General features: G+C 57.2%; 12 protein-coding genes and 1 pseudogene. 6 read left to right on the top strand and 7 right to left on the bottom strand.

Going from position 1 to position 17,347, the window contains the following annotated elements; translation table 11 throughout:
- Positions 1-9 precede the first annotated feature (9 nt).
- Together VL130_RS14010 and VL130_RS14015 are read left to right on the top strand one after the other, a co-directional pair.
- Positions 10-864, top strand: coding sequence for a pirin family protein (locus VL130_RS14010; RefSeq protein ID WP_325363562.1), 855 nt, complete (start codon positions 10-12; stop codon positions 862-864).
- 103 nt (positions 865-967) lie between these two features.
- The gene (locus tag VL130_RS14015; protein ID WP_325363564.1) at positions 968-1,588 is read left to right on the top strand and encodes an NADPH-dependent F420 reductase; all 621 of its coding nucleotides are present in this window, start codon (positions 968-970) and stop codon (positions 1,586-1,588) included.
- A 208-nt stretch (positions 1,589-1,796) separates the two neighbouring features.
- Here the strand turns inward: VL130_RS14015 and VL130_RS14020 are convergent, their stop codons facing one another.
- Together VL130_RS14020 and VL130_RS14025 are read right to left on the bottom strand one after the other, a co-directional pair.
- A complete protein-coding gene (locus tag VL130_RS14020; protein WP_325363566.1) occupies positions 1,797-2,297 on the bottom strand; it encodes an SRPBCC domain-containing protein in 501 nt (166 codons plus the stop codon).
- 3 nt (positions 2,298-2,300) lie between these two features.
- Positions 2,301-2,852 (bottom strand): NADPH-dependent F420 reductase, encoded by a 552-nt coding sequence (locus tag VL130_RS14025; RefSeq protein WP_325363568.1) that lies wholly within the window; start codon positions 2,850-2,852, stop codon positions 2,301-2,303.
- 5 nt (positions 2,853-2,857) lie between these two features.
- On the opposite strand from VL130_RS14025, the pseudogene VL130_RS14030 reads away from it, so the two are divergent.
- Both VL130_RS14030 and VL130_RS14035 read left to right on the top strand, forming a co-directional pair.
- Positions 2,858-3,532 (top strand): annotated as a pseudogene (locus tag VL130_RS14030) (efflux RND transporter permease subunit); the annotation flags it as partial.
- Positions 3,533-3,869: 337 nt separating this feature from the next.
- Positions 3,870-4,262 (top strand): STAS/SEC14 domain-containing protein, encoded by a 393-nt coding sequence (locus tag VL130_RS14035; protein WP_325363571.1) that lies wholly within the window; start codon positions 3,870-3,872, stop codon positions 4,260-4,262.
- Positions 4,263-4,276: 14 nt separating this feature from the next.
- On the opposite strand, the gene VL130_RS14040 is transcribed toward VL130_RS14035, so the two are convergent.
- From VL130_RS14040 to VL130_RS14050, 3 genes are all read right to left on the bottom strand, one after another.
- A complete protein-coding gene (locus tag VL130_RS14040) occupies positions 4,277-5,788 on the bottom strand; it encodes a tryptophan halogenase family protein (protein WP_325363573.1) in 1,512 nt (503 codons plus the stop codon).
- Positions 5,789-5,811: 23 nt separating this feature from the next.
- A complete protein-coding gene (locus VL130_RS14045; RefSeq protein ID WP_325363575.1) occupies positions 5,812-6,825 on the bottom strand; it encodes a cupin-like domain-containing protein in 1,014 nt (337 codons plus the stop codon).
- 96 nt (positions 6,826-6,921) lie between these two features.
- Positions 6,922-9,972: a TonB-dependent receptor gene (locus tag VL130_RS14050; RefSeq protein WP_325363577.1), complete on the bottom strand. Its 3,051-nt coding sequence runs from the start codon at positions 9,970-9,972 to the stop codon at positions 6,922-6,924.
- Positions 9,973-10,285: 313 nt separating this feature from the next.
- Between VL130_RS14050 and VL130_RS14055 the strand changes: the two genes are divergently transcribed.
- Complete coding sequence (locus VL130_RS14055) at positions 10,286-11,485, top strand: ROK family transcriptional regulator (RefSeq protein ID WP_325363579.1); 1,200 nt, start codon at positions 10,286-10,288, stop codon at positions 11,483-11,485.
- A 139-nt stretch (positions 11,486-11,624) separates the two neighbouring features.
- The gene (locus VL130_RS14060) at positions 11,625-15,038 is read left to right on the top strand and encodes a glycosyl hydrolase 2 galactose-binding domain-containing protein (RefSeq protein ID WP_325363581.1); all 3,414 of its coding nucleotides are present in this window, start codon (positions 11,625-11,627) and stop codon (positions 15,036-15,038) included.
- A gap of 7 nt (positions 15,039-15,045) precedes the next feature.
- On the opposite strand, the gene VL130_RS14065 is transcribed toward VL130_RS14060, so the two are convergent.
- On the bottom strand, positions 15,046-15,732 hold the full coding sequence (locus tag VL130_RS14065) for a DUF6445 family protein (RefSeq protein ID WP_325363583.1): 687 nt from the start codon (positions 15,730-15,732) through the stop codon (positions 15,046-15,048).
- Positions 15,733-15,739: 7 nt separating this feature from the next.
- Positions 15,740-17,254 (bottom strand): tryptophan halogenase family protein, encoded by a 1,515-nt coding sequence (locus VL130_RS14070; RefSeq protein WP_325363585.1) that lies wholly within the window; start codon positions 17,252-17,254, stop codon positions 15,740-15,742.
- Between the last annotated feature and the right edge of the window lie 93 nt (positions 17,255-17,347).

A 17,347-nucleotide genomic window follows, 5' to 3' on the forward strand; every position in this document is an offset into this window, starting at 1 on the left:
TCTGATCGAATGTCTTCTTCCGATAGCTTCAGCGGTTTCGAGCGCGGCGTTGCCCGGATCAGCGATCCAGCGACGTCGCTGACGGGAATGCCCGGTTATAAGGGACGGCGCCTGATCGACGCCGGCGATCCGGATTTTGCGGACCCGTTTCTGTTGATGTCTGAGGATTGGGTGCCTTACGGAGCGTTTGCGGTTCACCCGCACCGAGGAATCGAGACCGTCACCTTTGTCATCGAGGGGGTGCTGGAGCATTATGACAGTGCCGGCCATCGAGGCGCCATAAACGCCGGCGATGCGCAATGGATGACGGCTGGGCGCGGCGTGCTCCACGAAGAGAACCCTCCGCCCGGTACGACGGCCCACGCGCTTCAGCTCTGGGTCAATTTGCCCGCCGCCTCGAAGATGACAGAGCCGCGATATCAGGATATTCTCCGCAACGCGGCACCAAGTTGGCGCCAAGACGGGGTTGAGGTCAAGATCTTCTCCGGCGCCATGGATGGGATCGCTGCCGAGACGCTCAATCACGTCCCGGTTTTGATGCTGGAAGTCCGTCTTCAGCCGGAGGCGGCTTTCCAGCTTTTCCTGCCGGGTTCGGACAACGCCTTCGTCTTCGTGATTGAAGGCGCCGTGAAAGTCGGTGCCGACGCCACCGCCATCTCGGTTGGTCAGCTCGGCTGGCTCACGCGATCTGAGGCGTACGGCCTCTCGCAGCTCAGCCTTCGCTCGACCAAGGTACCGAGCAAATTGCTGCTATTCAGCGGGCCTCCGCTTGGGGAGCCCGTCGTATTCGGCGGTCCGTTCGTCATGAACACCAAAGAAGAAATCCGGCAGGCGTTCCGCGATTTCGCGAATAACCGGTATTGACGGCCGAGCGTCGTCATCAGCGCGAACCGAGATTCGTCAAACCAATAGACGGAATCTCATCTCCAGAGACCCAGCACTACCCCAACTCAATAGGAGACTGTACATGAGCACTATCAGCATTATCGGTTCAGGGAGCATGGCCGCGGCGATCGCGGGCCGTGCCGCCAAGGCCGGACACACGGTCGAGGTTGTCAGCCGCGACCCCGCCAAGGCGCGGGCGCTGGCCGACAAACTTGCAGCCGGAGCGATTACCGGGACGTACGGCGCCGCGCCTGCGGGCGATATAGTTATTCTCGCTGTGCCGTACAGCGCGGCGGCGGCGGTCGTGGCCGACTTTGGGAAAACACTCAATGGTAAGGTAATTATCGACGTCGCCAACCCGTTTGCACCCGACCTTTCGGGCCTCGTCACGCCCCCCGGCAGTTCCGGTGCCGAGGAGATCGCCAAGGGCCTCCCGGCCGGGGCGCATGTCGTGAAGGCGTTCAACACGATCTTTGGTCACGTGCTTGCGAAGGGTGGACGCCTCGACGCGTTCATGGCAGCCGATGATGCGCAAGCGAAAGCGAGTGTTTCGACGTTCCTCGAAAGTATCGGGCTGCGTCCGCTCGACGTGGGCGACCTGCACATGGCACAGACGCTCGAGGCGCTCGGTTTGATGATGATTGGACTGGCCAAAAACGGCGCCGGCACCTGGAATTTCGCCATGAACGCCGATATCGGCTGAATCATCGGCAGGTCGACAATGCCGCTTCCGGCTAAGCGCCCAGGTCATCGACCTGGGCGCTTAGCCGCATCGATCCCGCTGATGAAGCACGATCCGGGCTTTCCCGATGGCGCTTGCATAATCGGTCTGATGCGACTGGTCTTCAGCGATATGGCTCTGTTTAAGCGTTAGCTGAAAACCCGACGCGAGCGGGAACAACAGATCGGGATTAGCGGGCCGCCGCCGCTACTACCTCGGCAGCACGAGCAAGGTCGTCGACCCACTGCTGGTGATAGCGGTAGAGCCCACCGGGGTGCTTGTGTCCGAGCATGTCGAGAAACCAGGGCCCCTGCTGCGTCTCTTCCGTCAGGACATGGCAGCCCGTGTCCGTGGGCGTGATGACCCAACCGTGATAAGCCGTCGAGCCTGTCTCGTCGCCGTCGACCACCGTCTTCCACGCAAGCCTGTGGCTGGGCTCGCACTCCGTCACCACAAGGCTCATTGGAAATCCAACCGTCACCCGGCTGTATCGGGTTCCGAGCGCCAGTTTGGGCTCACCGGTCAGGATCTTGACCTGGTCCTCGGGAGGAAAGTAGTTCGACCAGTTCTCGGCATCGATCAGCAATTTCCACACAACTTCAGGCGGCGCTTTCACGTCAACGTCATTGAGCGCGTAGATCGCCGAAATCTTCGGGTCGAAATGCTCAGGCCATTTCACATGATCATACATTGTTCAATTCTCCTTCTTGAAGAGATCTTTAAAAATGAGTGGTCCCCAGGCGTTTCCGCGCGCCTGGACGAGCAGCCCACCCTCTGTGAGTGCTCCCAGCTTGACCGGTGCGTAACCGAGCTGCTCGACCAGTGCGGCGACCACCGGAATGGCGCTGTCCTTGTCGCCGGACAGGAAAATCACTCGCCGCCCGCCATCGACGGCGGGATCCTGCGCGAGGACGCCCGCAGGCAGGTGGTTAAACGCCTTGACCAGCGTTGCAGCGCCAAACGCCTTGGCGATCACAGCCGAAGACGGGAGGTTTCCCAAATCGCTAGGGGAGACGCCGTATGCGTTCGTGACATCGATAACGATCTTACCCTGCCAATCTGCAGCCGCATTCGTTACGTCACGGTGCGCCCAAAAGGGAACGGCCAGGAAGATGATATCGGCCTTGACGGCTTCATCCAGGGAGACAGCAGTGACCGTAGGCCCAATGGCCTTTACGAGCGGTGCGAGCGCTTCGGGCGCGCGGGTGCTTGCTATGGCCACCTCTATACCCTTGCGGGCGAACATTTTAGCGAGCGCTTGTCCGCGACCGCGATGTCGGCTCCTTCGTCAGGGAAGCGCTGCCGAAGGTCGAGGCTGTCGTTTTACCGACCGGCTCGTGGCTTGAGTGGGGTGGTCAGTTCCAAAACCTGAAGGCGGCTTCAGACCGTCTGGTGATCGTAGTGCCGATCTGCTTCACTATCATCTTCGTTCTTTTGTACCTCGCTCTTGGAGGTCTTGGCCGCGCAATCTCTGTTTTCGCGGCCATTCCGCTTGGCCTCGCTGGCGGCGTGTTCACCCTTGCGCTCACGGGCATTGCCTTCTCCGTCTCGGCGGCCGTCGGCTTCATCTGTCTGTCTGGCGTCGCCGTGCTCAACGGCTTGGTCGTCATGACCAGTATCCGTGAGCGGCTGGAGGCGGGTATGGAACTAAGCCAGGCCATCATCACTGGAACGATGGAACGGGTCCGTCCCGTCATCATGACGGGACTGGTCCCTGCCATTGGTTTTATCCCAATGGCCATTGGCACCGGCACAGGCGCTGAAGTGCAAAAGCCGTTGGCGACGGTTGTCCTCGGAGGACTGGTGGCTGCTACCGTTCTGACATTACTGGTTTTGCCGGCCATCACCCAGGTAATTCTCAATGTGGGGGAACGTCTAAAACCGAAATCTGCCAAGCCGTCCGTCGGCAAAACGCTGACAGAATAGAATACGAGCCTCCGGTCTTTACGACCGGAGGCTCGTCCAGAAAGGATAATCATTAAAGTATAATCATGGCCCAGATGAAAGAGCGTACATGAAGGTCTCTTAGCTGCTAGGCGGCACATGATATCGCGGGGGACCTGGCCACGCCTATATTAGAAGCGTCACTTACTTTTCGTCAGTCTTTCGGTCGCTCGACTGCTGCGCGCCCCAATCCGGACGTTCGTCCTGCACTTAGTCCTTCTCCCCTAAGCGGACATAAGTTTCCCGCCACATTGAAGATTGACAACTCAGATGGTCAGAGCTGAAGTGCCACACAGCGTGAATGTCACGGGAGATCAATTTGCCAAGCGAACTCTTCAAACTCTCCGTCGACCATGATCTGAAACTTATTTCAATGCGACTGAAAGGATCAGAGGCAAGCGCATACTACGTCGATCGGATGTTGGCTGGATACGACGGTATTGACGCTCCATGCCTTTACGACTGGCTTTTGGATTATCGGCAATTTAGCGGCATCATTGAAGGTCAAGATGTCGAACGTCTCGCACAACATTGGCGCGACTTAGCTGATGGACAGAGCGCTGGATCCAAAATAGCGGTCGTCACCGACGATGTTCTAACGCCTGCCCGGGCAAATGCCTTTCGTCATCTCTTTCCGAAGGATGAAATTCGAACCTTCCACGATCTGAACACAGCTCTTGTCTGGCTGAAACATATTGACGTGGGCAGGTAAAAGCGGCCGATATATCACCGGACCGTCAATTGGCTTTCAACGAAACTGGCGTGGCTTTTAGCTTGTCCGGCGATAGCCGTAATGTCGATGCGCAGGCGTTTCGCAATATCAAGCAGTTGAGCAAATTCCACGCGATCAGCGGACGGGTCGCGGCAGGTCGCAGAAATCCCAAACCCAGCATACATGCTGAGCCAGCTTGGATCTTGGAAGCTTTCCCATTCATACCGCACCAGATGGCCGTGGGCGCGGAACACATCGATCTTATGTCGCAAAGGTTCTGGCAGTTCCGCCATCTGGCAGGCGCGCCACATCGGTTCGGGTCTCCCCGACGCCCAATAGTGGAGAATCAAAAAATCGCGGATACGCTCATATTCGAGTCGGGTACTGCGATTGAACTCGTCGCGAATGACCGAGTTGAAACCGGCTTGGGGAAACAGACGGATCAGTTTCTCTATGCCGGTCTGAACCAATACGATACTGGTAGATTCTAGCGGTTCGAGAAACCCGGCGGCCAGTCCAAGGGCGACGCAATTCCCTTTCCACATTTCCGTGGCGTGGCCGCTCGTAAAACGAAGCCGGTTGGCGTCGGCCAATATCTCGCCTTCAACTCGTGTTCGCAATACAGCTTCTGCCCCATCGTCCGAGACGTGATCGCTACTGTAAACATAGCCGTTGCCGATACGGTGTTGCAGGGGGATGCGCCATGACCAGCCGGCGGCAAGCGCTGTCGCGCGCGTGTAAGGCGTCATTGCGTCAGCGCTCGCGGACGGCGCAAATCCACATGGCAGGGCGACCGCCCGGTCGCAGGGCAGCCACTGCTTCCAGCTCTGATAACCGCTACGCAGGGCGCCTTGAATCAGCAAACCACGAAATCCAGAGCAGTCGATAAATAGATCGCCCTCCAATAAAAGACCGCTATCGAGGCGAACATTCTCGATATGGCCGTCCGCCTTCACTTCGACTCCCAGTACCTTCGCATCGATCCGCCTGACGCCATGTTGCGTTGCGAATTTACGCAGGTAGCGGCCGAATAGGCCTGCATCGAAATGAATGGCCCAGTCATAAGCCTCGAATGCGGCCCTTGGCTTCGGCGGCGGCAACATGAAGCGACCGGATAAGGCCAGTTGCGTGCATAGATTATAGGCGGCCATCGGCGCGTCGTCCCCCAACTCTCGCAGACGATGCCACATGTGGTGAAAGGCGGTTTGCCCCGCCGGTACGCCATAGGCGGCAAAAGGATGAAAGAATCGCTGCCCCTCACTGCTCCATCCGACATATTCAATGCCGAGCTTCGCTGTGCCCTGGGTCGCCCGCATGACATCGAAGATGTCCAGGCCGAGCGACGCAATATAGTCGCGGATTGCCGGGACGGTTGCTTCGCCGACTCCAACCGTCCCAATATCCGAAGATTCAACGAGCGTGATCTGAAGGTTCAGATGCGCCAGCTGGTGCGCCAGGCTGGCGGCCGCCATCCAGCCGGCTGTGCCGCCCCCAACAATGACGACTTTTTTGACAAGTGTTTGCATGCATTCTTCCCCGGATTTGCCACCTATGCAGGCGGTGGCTTAAATTGCTTCCTTAGCCAGTTGTTGAGATGCGCGGCCAAGCCTGGCGTCATCGGTCCTAACACGGATCGGGCGGCATCAGGCATATGGGCCGCAGGATCGCCGCTGTCGTCAAAGACATAATGATCGATCAAGGTTCGCCAGGCCTCGCGTTCGGGTTTGGGCAGATGCCGGACCGCCAACAAACCATGGACGAGCCAATTAAAAGGGGTACCGCATTCCGCCGGATAGTCGCGCCACCAATAATTGACAAGCAGGTTTACGGGAGACAAGGCGGCCACATAATGCCACCATGGGCTTGGAATATAAATCGCGTCACCTGGGTCCAGCTCCGCGACAGATGCCGAGGTCAACGCCTCTCGGAACATAGGAAAGCGGTCGAAATCCGGTGCTTCTGGATCAACCAGGCTAATCGGTTGACCTGCCGGTGTGAAGTCGAGCGGACCGACATAAAGGTTTTTCACCTGATCTGTAGGAAACAGGATGAAGCGGCGCCGTCCGGCCGCAACCACCGCCAAATTATCTGCGACATCGAAATGGGCAGCCACACGCGTCGCGTTGCCGATCCACAACCGTGGTTCGATGGCATCGTCAATTATAGCGTTGATATTTTCAACCGCAAACCTGGGCATGATTTGCGAAGCTGGTGTCGATTGAATATAGACTGCGGTTGAATTGTCCGCGTTCCGCAATTGCAGCAGGTGGTCGAGAACCTCCCTGAGCGGCGCCTTGCGGCGCTCAAAATTGCGGCCCGTCATGTCGTCGGTGTAGGAGAATAGACCCTTTGCTTTCGGCGGCGCGACTAAAATGTCCTGCATCTGCTCCACCGCCTGCCGAGCGATGTGGTCACAAAGCCTCTCATCACCTGCCGCCGCGGCCGCCACGATTGGCCAGGCAGCGCCCAAACCTTTCAAGACCACGGGATCGCGGCGATGCGATATCGCCTCGAATTCGGAACGGCTCAGACCTGCAGCCGCGATTGTCGGTATTGAGCGCATAGCCACCTGAAATGAAAGAAGCGCCCCGGAGTTATTGGCTCCGAGGCGCAGTTACCCATCCAGGCTCTTAGGGAGAAACCTGGATGCGAGGAACAGCTAGAACTTGGCGCGCAAACCGAGGGTCACGCGTTTCTCATAAACATTTTGATAGGCATACTGATTTTCCCACTGGAAGTAGTAGGATTCCTTTTCGCCGGTCAGGTTCGAACCTTGCAGGTAAACGGTCATGTTGGGCATGAACTCATAGCTGACTGAGGCATCGACGTAATTGGTCGGCTTTTGATACAGCTCTAAGCCGGCCGTACCCCATACCTGGTTTGATGCAACGGCGCGTTTCGAGCGATAGTTGTCGGCGATGCGTGCCTGCCACGGACCATTCTGGTACCAAAGGGACGCATTGACCTGGTGGACAGAATTATCCTGGAACGGCAGGTCGTCCCCGGCAAGATCGGTTTGTCCCGATGACGACGGCGAATAGGTGTAGTTCGCATCAACACCGAAATTGGACCAGAATCCTGGCAGGTAAGTAAAGGCCTGCTTCGCATTCAGCTCTATACCCTTAAGGGTGCCGCCTGCGCCTTGGCCGGAGGTGTTGATTGATACCATCCGGTGACCACCACCGGTCTGGTCCGGATAGTCACGCATGACACTGACATTTTCAATGAAGCTGGCGATTTCGACATAGAAGACGCCAACGCTGAACAGAGAACCAGGTGCGTTGTACCATTCAAGGGAGACATCGTAGTTTGTCGAACGCCACGGATCGAGGTCGGGGTTGCCGGATTCATTACCGCCGATGACGAGGAAGTTGCCCGTCGCCGAATCCTTGGAATAGCTCAGCGAGAGAGCGCCGCCCCACTGGGCCGCGTCGAGGATTGTCATGTTCTTGGAGAACGCGCCGCGGAGTTTCAGGTCATCACGCAGGTCGAACGAGATGTTGAACGACGGCAGGACATCGGTGAAGTCGCGTTGCGTTTCCTTGGTGCCGTTGTTGACGTTCGGCGCACCATAAAGGCCAGAAGCTCCTGGCAGGTTTTGAACAACGTCAAGCTCGGTGCGAATAACCTGGACTCCGGCGTTCAGGCGATAGGGCACGCCGGCCACGCCCCGCAGGTTCATCTGCCCGTAAGCTGCCTCCTGCTTGATGCCGACGCTGAAAGACGCGCCTGGATCGGCCACCCGGACTTCGCCAGGCCAGTACTTTTCCTGCCAGGCCAGCGGATCGTCCATGGCGTGCGGATCGATAGCATAAGCGGTCGGAATACCACCGACTCCGCCGAAATTGTTTACGGCAATCACGTCATTGCCGTAGGCGGTCAAGGGGATACCCGGGGACGCGGTAAAGTAACCCCCGGCATCGCCTGCGTGGCAACCGGCATTTCCGTCACCACCGTTGATTACGACATCAGTCGATTTCCATTTGACGAGACAGCCCTGGCCATCCAGCGCACCCGTGCCGACCGCGGAGTAATTCTTGTATAGGGGCGCCAGGTAGGCGAACTGATCATTACGCATGTCACGGTTAGAATAGCGAGCGCCGAAGTCGAATTTGAGGTCATCGTTGACACGGTAATGGCCGTCAAATCTCGCCACATCCATCGTGGCTTCACGATCATAGTTGTTCTCCGATGACGCACCGTCCATGACGTAATTGGCCTTGTTGCCCAGCAAGGCCGCGTCCAGGCCGCTCCATACTGGCGAGTCGCCGCTGTAGTCGATATTTATCGCCTGCAAGCCGGTGAAGCCGGTCGGGTTAGTAACGTGGTCGCCATCCGGGAAGTGGTTTTGGCCGACCGTATCGCCGGGATTGTTGGCGGCGTCACATGGGCTTGTGCTCGTAGCGTTCGGGCAGTCGGCATATTGATATTCGGTGCCGAGGCTCTGACCGGCGTAGGAATTGATATTGAGCTGCGTGGCCTTGGCGTGCAGAACACGGGCGTTGAAGCTAAAATTACCGCCGTTGTCGTAGTTCAGAGCCAGATTAAAATTATCCGACTTGGAATCATAGCGGTCCGTTTCCGTGTAGGTGCCCAGGCGCAGGGCATTAATTTTGTATTCCTGCACGGTATAGAGGGCCTTGCCGCCATCGTCATAGCCGGTGTCAGTTGCGGAGACGGGCGCGAACCAACCCCAGCTCGACCACTTATTTTCGGCATCGATACCGACTTCACGGTTCCATTGTGTTTGCTCGGTATGGAAATACTCGGCGTTGATGTGAACGGCGTCACTCACGTTCCACTGGAAGGCAGCGTTTATACCCGTGCGCTTGCGTTCGGTCGACTTGTTGAAGCCGACGTGGCCCTCGTAAGAAATGAATTCATCGTTCGTGGTGCCGTTGCCGTTCTGGTCACCAGCCGCAAAGGCAAGACCGCCGCTGTTCAGGCCCGTCGGCTGAAAGACCGGCAGGGCAAATGACCCTTCGTCCGGTTTGCCCGACCAGCCAGAATTGCCATTCATGCCGTTATAATAGTTTGCCTGCGTCGTGTCGGAATAGGCGACCGAAATGAGAGCGCCAAATGTGCCGTTCCGCCAGCTGCCCAAAACGTTGGCATTGGGTTCCCACTTTTTGGTCTGGTCACCATAGGCGCCTTCAATGGCGCCGGTCAGGGTCAGGCCCTTCTTGAAATCGAACGGGCGCCAGGTTTTAAGATTGACCGTGCCGGTGATGCCCGCCCCCAATTGCGTGGCAGTTGTCGATTTAATAACATCGGCCCCGGACATGAGCTGCGAAGGAATATCGCCAAAGTTCGGCTGGACGTTGGTGATTGAGTTGGCGCCTAAAAAGGCTTCGCCGTTCAGCAGAGTCGCGACCTGCGGCAAACCGCGGATATTAACCGCGCCCGCCTCGCCGGCCTCGCGGCGCACCTGGACCCCAGGTATACGTTGCAGGGAGTCCGAGATCGTCGCATCGGGGAATTTGCCGATGTCTTCGGACGAGACAGAATCGATGACCTGATCGGCATCGCGTTTCAAAGTTACAGCGCGCTTCAGAGAGGCGCGGATACCCGTAACAACGACAACCGTATCTGAATCGGCGCTCGGCGCAGGCTCCGTCGCTTCCTGGGCAATGGCGCCGCCCGCCATCAGTATTGCCATACCGGACGCGGCCGTAAGCAGCGCCAACTGGCGCCGGGGATATTTCTTCATGATAGTGTTTCCCTGTATTTTTTCACGACTGCAATCAGCGCCGCACGGGAGTCATAATTCCATAATCGGGATCTGGCAAATTAATTTATTCAAATTGTTTTAATCAATAGACATGCTATTTTTATACAGCTTTTCAAGGCTATAAATTTATGACAGCGTTATCATCGGTTGATTTTATAAGTTGCAGAAAAGACACTTAGACCTGTAAAGAGCGAAGTCAGGATATTTGCCGCGTACAGATTATGGCTGTGGGTGCCATCTATTGTTTCTGGATTTATCGATCTGAATCAGTGGTAAAAGGAGTTTCGGTTATATGGTTTTGCGTCCGCATCGTTACCCAGCCGATATCGGCTTGGCCGGTACCAATCTGGCGCGTGCGGGCGATTATAACCAGCGGGTTGTTTTGCAGGCGATTCGCTCCCACGGCGAGCTGACGCGTGGAAAGCTGGCCCAAATTACGGGTTTGACGCATCAGTCGACTATAAATATCACCAAGCGCCTTATCGCTGATGGCATGGTGCTGGATCTCGGTCGAATCTTGGGCGCACGTGGCCAGCCGGCAATGCGGTTGACCGTCAATCCCGAAGGCGCATACGCTGTCGGTCTTAATCTTGACCGGGATCACATGACTGTGGTCATTATGGATTTTCAGGGCCAGGTCCGCGATCGGGTGTATATCGACAAGCACTTTGCCCTGCCCGACGAGGCGCTGGCATTCGTGCAAGCCGCAATGGAAGACGGTATGCGCCGTCTCCAAATCCCACGAAATCGGATGACGGGCGTGGGCCTAGCTATCCCCGATCGCCTGGGAGGCGTTGAAGTCAACGAGCGGCCAGACGGATACGATCAATGGTCACGTATCGATGTCGCTTCAGTCTTTTCCGCGACCCTCAATGTCCCTGTATTTATAGAAAACGATGCTACGGCGGCGGCCATTGGTGAACTGCAATTTGGCCAAGGCCTGCGCCATAAATGTTTTATCTACACCCTCATCAGCGCGGGCATCGGATGCGGCCTGATCATAAATGGTCAGCCGTTTCCGGGCGGACTGACGCATGCCGGCGAAATCGGCAACATCCCGATCGCGCCAAAAAATGGCCGAGCCCGCACCCTGTGGAATGCCGTTTCTTTGTATGCGCTCTATGATGAACTGGCACTTCGAAACATTGACGTCAGTGACCCGGACGAGTTGGTAGCTGATGGCGGAGAGATGGAGGCCGGCATCGATGCCTGGGTCGAGCAGGCCGCCGGACACATGACGCCGCCCTTCCTGGCAATCACCTATGCCATGAGTCCGGAATTGCATGTAATTGGCGGGCAGTTGCCCGCCTTCGTGGCCGAGAAGCTATGCAATGCCCTTAACAGGCACCTCGAAGCCCACCAAGGTCCAATTCCCTTGACGCGTTTCACGACTTCGACGGCTTCCGTTGACGCCGCCGCCATGGGCGCCGCCGTTCTGGCGTTTCAAAATCGCCTGTTGCCCGGCCCCAATGTCCTGAAGGCGGCGACTTAGGCTCTTGCGGCTGTCGCAACAATGTGCCTTAAATAAATCAAATATAATTAATCGACGGTATTCGGCGGCGTAGTTCATTCCGCGATCATTACTGTCGGGCGGAGGCGCCACACCAAGTGTCGCCATACAGGAGGAATTTATGGCCCGCACCTTAACTGCCGCACTTGCCGGCTGCGCTTTGCTGGCACTTGCGACCGCCCCTGCATTGGCCACAACGTGGGGTCCATACAATGTGGAGGTGCCCGCAGCGGGCGACCAACTAACACGTGAGGCGAAACAAGGCGCAATTTCCGGCCACGTTTTCACCTTATCGGGCTGGATTAAACCAAAGGATATAGCACGGGGCACATCGCCCATACTTTCCCTCGGCAGTTGGCGCGTACTTCTACAGGGGGGTCGCATTGGCTTCGACGCCGCGGGTCAGTCTCTCAAAGCAAAAGCGGCTCGCAAAAGCGGCGACTGGACCCTTATAACGATCGTCAATGATGACGCGAGCCTACGCCTCTATTTGGATGGCAAGCTTGTCGCCAAGGGTAAAAGCCTCGGCGATCTACCCGTAGCCCCGCTCGTGTTCGCGCCCCGTACGGCCGATGACACGAACTTTGCCGGCAAGATCGCTCACTTCCAGATGAGCGATAACGCACTAGACGAAAAAGGCATACGAGCCCTTGCTCTCAAGCGACCGCAGGATGATCTGATCAATTTCACCACAACCAGCCCGACCTGGCCGGTTCAGGTTCGACAGATGTACGGTCAGGTCGAACCGCAAGATGCGTGGACACTGCCTACGTCGAAGACGCCGCCAACATCGGCCGTCGCAAAGCCAACTTACGCCGGCCCCGCCTTGGTGACCGACGCGCACAACACCGCCATACTTAAGACCTGGTTCCTACAAGCCGCACCACAGGTTTCGGCCAAGCCAGAGGCGATATCGAGCGCCGGGTTCAACAGCCATTCCTGGTATCAGGCCACAACTCCTGGCACGGTCCTGACCACCCTGGTCGATCGCGGCGTCTACCCTGACCCGGATTACGGGCTTAATAACCTCGCCATACCGGAATCCTTAAATAAACAGGACTACTGGTACCGGACCGAATTCCCCCTCCCCGAAACCTATAAGACCGGCGACCACTTGTTCGTCACCTTCAAAGGCATCAACTATGCTGCCGAAGTATGGATCAACGGTCAGAAGCTGGGTGGTATTAAGGGCGCCTTCATCCGTGGTGATTTCGACATCAGCCGTTACATGAAAACCGGGACCAACGCGATTGCCGTCAAGGTGTCGCCTGTCCCGCACCCCGGCATTCCACAGGAAGAGTCGCTGACCGCCGGCGCCGGCAATAATGGCGGGGCACAGGCGCAGGATGGTCCCACCTTCATCGCCTCCGAAGGCTGGGATTGGATTCCCTCGGTCCGCGATCGCAACACTGGCCTTTGGCAGGACGTCGTGCTGAAAGCAACCGGCGACGTCAGACTGGGCGATGCACAGGTCATCACCGCCCTGCCGAAGGCGGACAACAGCGAAGCCGACCTCACTATCAACGTGCCGGTCACCAACTTATCCTCGGCGCCGGTGGTAGCCCGCATCCAGGCAGCCATCAGCGAGCGAGACGGCGGATCACAACCGGTCCTCGTAAGCCGCGACGTTACTCTCGCGCCCGGCGAACAAACGGTCACCTTCACCCCAGCCGATTTCTCAGTTCTGAAATTTCAGCATCCGCGTCTGTGGTGGCCCAACGGCTATGGCGCGCCCGACCTGCATGTCCTCAACCTTAAAGCCTTCACCGGCGATACCGTATCCGACACGTCCGACACCCGCTTCGGAATCCGGCAGGTGACCTATGAGTTGTCGCTGGTGGACCAGACCGGCCATCTCGATCGCGTCGAGGCCAACTTCACCAAGGGCCATGAACTGGGCGTTCGGATCACTGACGGATCGCACACGGGAATTCGTCGGATCGCTGGTGATGCGACCAATGGCGGCAACTGGGCAACAAGCCTTCGTCCGGAAGCTGAAGGCACCGCAGCCGTCACGCCGCTCAATGACACTCAACTCTCGCCTTTCCTGGTGATCAAGGTGAATGGCGTTCGCATTGCCGCACGTGGCGGCAATTGGGGCACGGACGACTGGCGCAAGCGTGTCAGCCGCGAAACTCTCGAACCCTATTTCCGCCTGCACCGCGATGCTCATGTCAATATTATCCGCAACTGGGTAGGACAGAATACGGAAGACACCTTTTATGATCTGGCCGATGAATATGGGCTGATGGTACTGAATGACTTCTGGGCGTCCACTCAGGACTACCAGCTTGAGCCCGCCGACGTGAATCTCTTCCTCGACAATGCGAAAGACGTCGTTAAACGTTACCGCAATCACCCCTCGATCATTCTTTGGTTCGGCCGCAACGAGGGTGTTCCACAACCGCTGCTCAACGAGGGCCTGGAAGACCTGATCTACCGTCTTGACGGCACACGATGGTATACGGGCTCCTCAAATCGGGTGAACTTACAAAACTCCGGCCCCTATGCCTTCAAGACACCCGACAGCTATTTTACCGAACATGCCCGCGGCTTTTCGGTTGAGGTCGGCACCGCCTCCTTCCCAACACTTGAGGCGTTCAGGGCCACTGTTCCGCAGAGTGAGCAATGGCCCATTTCCGACACCTGGACTTATCACGACTGGCATCCGGACAGCAATGGTTCGACCAAACCATTCGAAACCACCCTCGCCAACGAATTCGGCGCGCCAACTTCTTTGCCGGATTTCGAGCGTAAGGCGCAGATGCTCAACCTCGAAAGCCACCGCGCCATCTTCGAGGGGATGAATGCGGGTCTGTGGACGCAAAACAGCGGCCGCTTGCTGTGGATGACACAACCGGCCTGGCCATCAACCATGTGGCAGATCATCAGTCATGACTACGACACCCAGGCATCTTATTACGGTGTGAAAGCGGCGTCAGAACCGGTGCATATTCAAATGAATTTGCCGGATCGCCAAGTGATCGTGGTCAATAACCCAATTGCGGAAATCAGTGGCGCGACGGCGACGGTCGAAATCTATGGTATCGACGGTCAACAAATTGCGAAAATTAGCAAGCCAGTCGCCGTCCCGGGCGGCGCTATAACGGCACCTATGGATTTTGGCATCAGTGAAGCTGTGGCCAGCCACAAGGTTGTTATCCTTAAACTCACCTTGACAGCTCAGGATGGATCCGAATTGTCGCGCAACGTCTATTGGCAAGGCAGCAGCGATACGGCGCTGCAAACGCTAAATGCGCTCCCCCAACAGAGTATCAGCCTCGACGCCACGAGAACGGCAAAGGGTTTAGACATAAGGTTGACTAACTTATCTAAGACGGTCGTTCTGCAAAATAAGCTCACCCTTCTGGACAACAAGGGCGATCGCATCCTGCCGGCCTATTATAGCGAAAACTACATTTCGCTGGTGCCAGGGGAGCGGCGCACGGTCTCGATCGAGTACCAATCTGCAGGTCCGGTGCAGGTGTCACTACGGGGCTGGAACACGCGGGCAGAGAGCGTCACGGTTCCCTAGGCGCTCCTCACCGGGCCTTCCTGGCCTCAATGAACAGGTTTGCCGTCAACCGTCCGGTGCGCGGGTCGGGGCTCAGTTGCCCCTGCCCCAGGACCGCCGCGTGGAAGATGTTATTGCGGTAGGCGACCAAGCGATTGTAGTCCGCATTCACCTGCGCCGTCTGTTCGTAATAAGGAGTCATCGCGTCGGTGTAGGCGGCAGGTACGTTTTCCACCTCGTATTTCGCATGGGCCGCAAAGGTCTTTACACGCCCCTTGTCGATCGTTTCGAAGCCCGTGGCGCGATGACGAAAAAATGCTGTCCCGCCAAACCCTGCCTGGCAGAGGTAAAGCACGATCGCCACCCGTTGAGGGTCGGCGGAATCAAAATGTGGAATACGCTGCAAAGCCGTCAGATCTTCAGCCGGTGTCGTTGCTAAAGCCAGGAAGCCCGTAATAGTCAGCGCCCCCGTCACGTCCATACCAAAGCCCTGGCCAAGCAATGGCCGAAGCGCCTCCGCCAAAGCCACACCGAGCCCATTCGGCAGAGTGGCATTCAGGCCAGGATACGCCGAACCGGCTGGGGCAGAAAACGTCGCACCTGCCGCCTCCCGGACAAATACATCCGGTTCGGCAAACACCTTATCGATGACCAGAAGCGGCTGCTTTTCCGATCCGATGTAGCCACTTTGCAACTGTGCCGACGAATTGAACATCCTTGGATTATACCGGCTTTGCCCTTGCGACGGCCGCAATAAACTCATCGTGACGTGGCATCCCGTCGACCCGTTGCCTGACGGCGCGACGGATGTGGGCCATACGACGCGACAACTCCTCTTCCGGCAAAATTTCCGCAACTGGGTGGTGATCCTTAGGATAAAAGCCCTGCCCCATCAGGACCGCAAACCAGCTTGGTTCGCGGAACATTTCAGCTTGCTGTACGGCGGCCTGCCCACTGGTTCTAAATATCTCCAGCCGGGCCTTCAGACTGTCGGGAATATCCATTGCCCGGTTGCGTCTCCAGAACGGTGTATCGGCACGATCCGTAACGTGATAGTGCGCGATGAGGAAATCCTTGATGTTGTCGTATTCAGCCAGCATTTCGCGATTGTATTGAGCAGTAATGGTTTCACTGAAGCCCTTGCGTGGAAACATGGTCATGAGCTGCGCGAGCCCGCTCTGGACGAGATGAATGGAGGTCGATTCAAGGGGTTCGAGAAAGCCGGACGCCAAGCCCAAAGCCAGGACATTCTTGTGCCACATCCGTTTCCGATGACCTGCCGTGAAACGCAAAACCTTGGGATCACGCAAGGGTTTGCCGTCGAGCCGCGACAGCAGTTTCGACGTGGCTTCATCCTCGCTGATAAACTCGGAACAAAACACATAGCCGTTGCCGGTACGCGACTGAAGCGGAATGTGCCATTGCCAACCAGCCTCGCGCGCCGTCGCGGTTGTATAGGGGTCGATTGGCCCATCCGGCTTCTCGGTTGGCACGGCAACAGCCCGGTCGCATGGCAGCCATTGAGACCAGTCTTCATATCCAGCCTTCAGTGTCTGTTCGATCAGCAAGCCGCGGAAACCCGAACAGTCGATAAAGAAGTCCCCTTCGATACTGTCGTCCCTATCTGTTGTCAGTCTTGTTACAAAACCACTTTCAGGGTGCTGTTCAACACGGATTATACGTCCTTCAATCCGCCTCACACCATGGTCTTCTGCATACCGGCGCAACCAGGCCGCATACAGACTGGCGTCGAACTGAAAAGCGTATGTGACCTTCGGAAGGTCAGGTCGCTGACCCGCCGGGGTGCGTCCGAACCGGCCTTCACGGGCCGCCAGGGTTTCCACATTGAATATCGCAGAATCCCGGTCGCCTCCGCTGGCGACCCATCGTAACCAGAAATGGCTGAATAATACACCATCCATGTCGAGGCCGAAGCTGCCGAAAGGGTGGAAATAGCTTTCACCACTTGTTTTCCAGTCGGCGAAGCGAATCCCCAGTTTAATCGTGGCGTTCGTTTCCCGGATGAAGGCGTCCTCGTTGATATCCAGGACTTTATTGAAGAAATGAATTTGTGGGATGGTGGCCTCACCGACCCCAACCGTTCCGATTTCGTCCGATTCGACCAAAACGATCTCATAGAGATCCCGCCCCAAAATCTTCGATAAACAGGCAGCCGCCATCCAGCCGGCGGTCCCTCCGCCGACGATGACGATACGCTTTACATAACCTGATGCCATATGATTTCGGTCCACGGATGCGAGTCGGCGCACCCTCTTTCTCGGAGAGGATGCGCCTGCTCGGGTTCGATGTCAGCAATGGGAGTTCATGCC

Origin of the sequence: Asticcacaulis sp. (assembly GCF_035497195.1) — a bacterium.
Classification (GTDB): domain Bacteria; phylum Pseudomonadota; class Alphaproteobacteria; order Caulobacterales; family Caulobacteraceae; genus Asticcacaulis.

Bases quoted from the DNA above. Each gene is read 5' to 3' on its own strand.
- VL130_RS14070 (WP_325363585.1), bottom strand. From the start codon at position 17,254: ATGGCATCAGGTTATGTAAAGCGTATCGTCATCGTCGGCGGAGGGACC.
- VL130_RS14020 (WP_325363566.1), bottom strand. From the start codon at position 2,297: ATGTATGATCATGTGAAATGGCCTGAGCATTTCGACCCGAAGATTTCG.
- VL130_RS14025 (WP_325363568.1), bottom strand. From the start codon at position 2,852: ATGTTCGCCCGCAAGGGTATAGAGGTGGCCATAGCAAGCACCCGCGCG.
- VL130_RS14010 (WP_325363562.1), top strand. From the start codon at position 10: ATGTCTTCTTCCGATAGCTTCAGCGGTTTCGAGCGCGGCGTTGCCCGG.
- VL130_RS14065 (WP_325363583.1), bottom strand. From the start codon at position 15,732: ATGTTCAATTCGTCGGCACAGTTGCAAAGTGGCTACATCGGATCGGAA.
- VL130_RS14060 (WP_325363581.1), top strand. From the start codon at position 11,625: ATGGCCCGCACCTTAACTGCCGCACTTGCCGGCTGCGCTTTGCTGGCA.
- VL130_RS14040 (WP_325363573.1), bottom strand. From the start codon at position 5,788: ATGCAAACACTTGTCAAAAAAGTCGTCATTGTTGGGGGCGGCACAGCC.
- VL130_RS14015 (WP_325363564.1), top strand. From the start codon at position 968: ATGAGCACTATCAGCATTATCGGTTCAGGGAGCATGGCCGCGGCGATC.
- VL130_RS14055 (WP_325363579.1), top strand. From the start codon at position 10,286: ATGGTTTTGCGTCCGCATCGTTACCCAGCCGATATCGGCTTGGCCGGT.
- VL130_RS14050 (WP_325363577.1), bottom strand. From the start codon at position 9,972: ATGAAGAAATATCCCCGGCGCCAGTTGGCGCTGCTTACGGCCGCGTCC.
- VL130_RS14045 (WP_325363575.1), bottom strand. From the start codon at position 6,825: ATGCGCTCAATACCGACAATCGCGGCTGCAGGTCTGAGCCGTTCCGAA.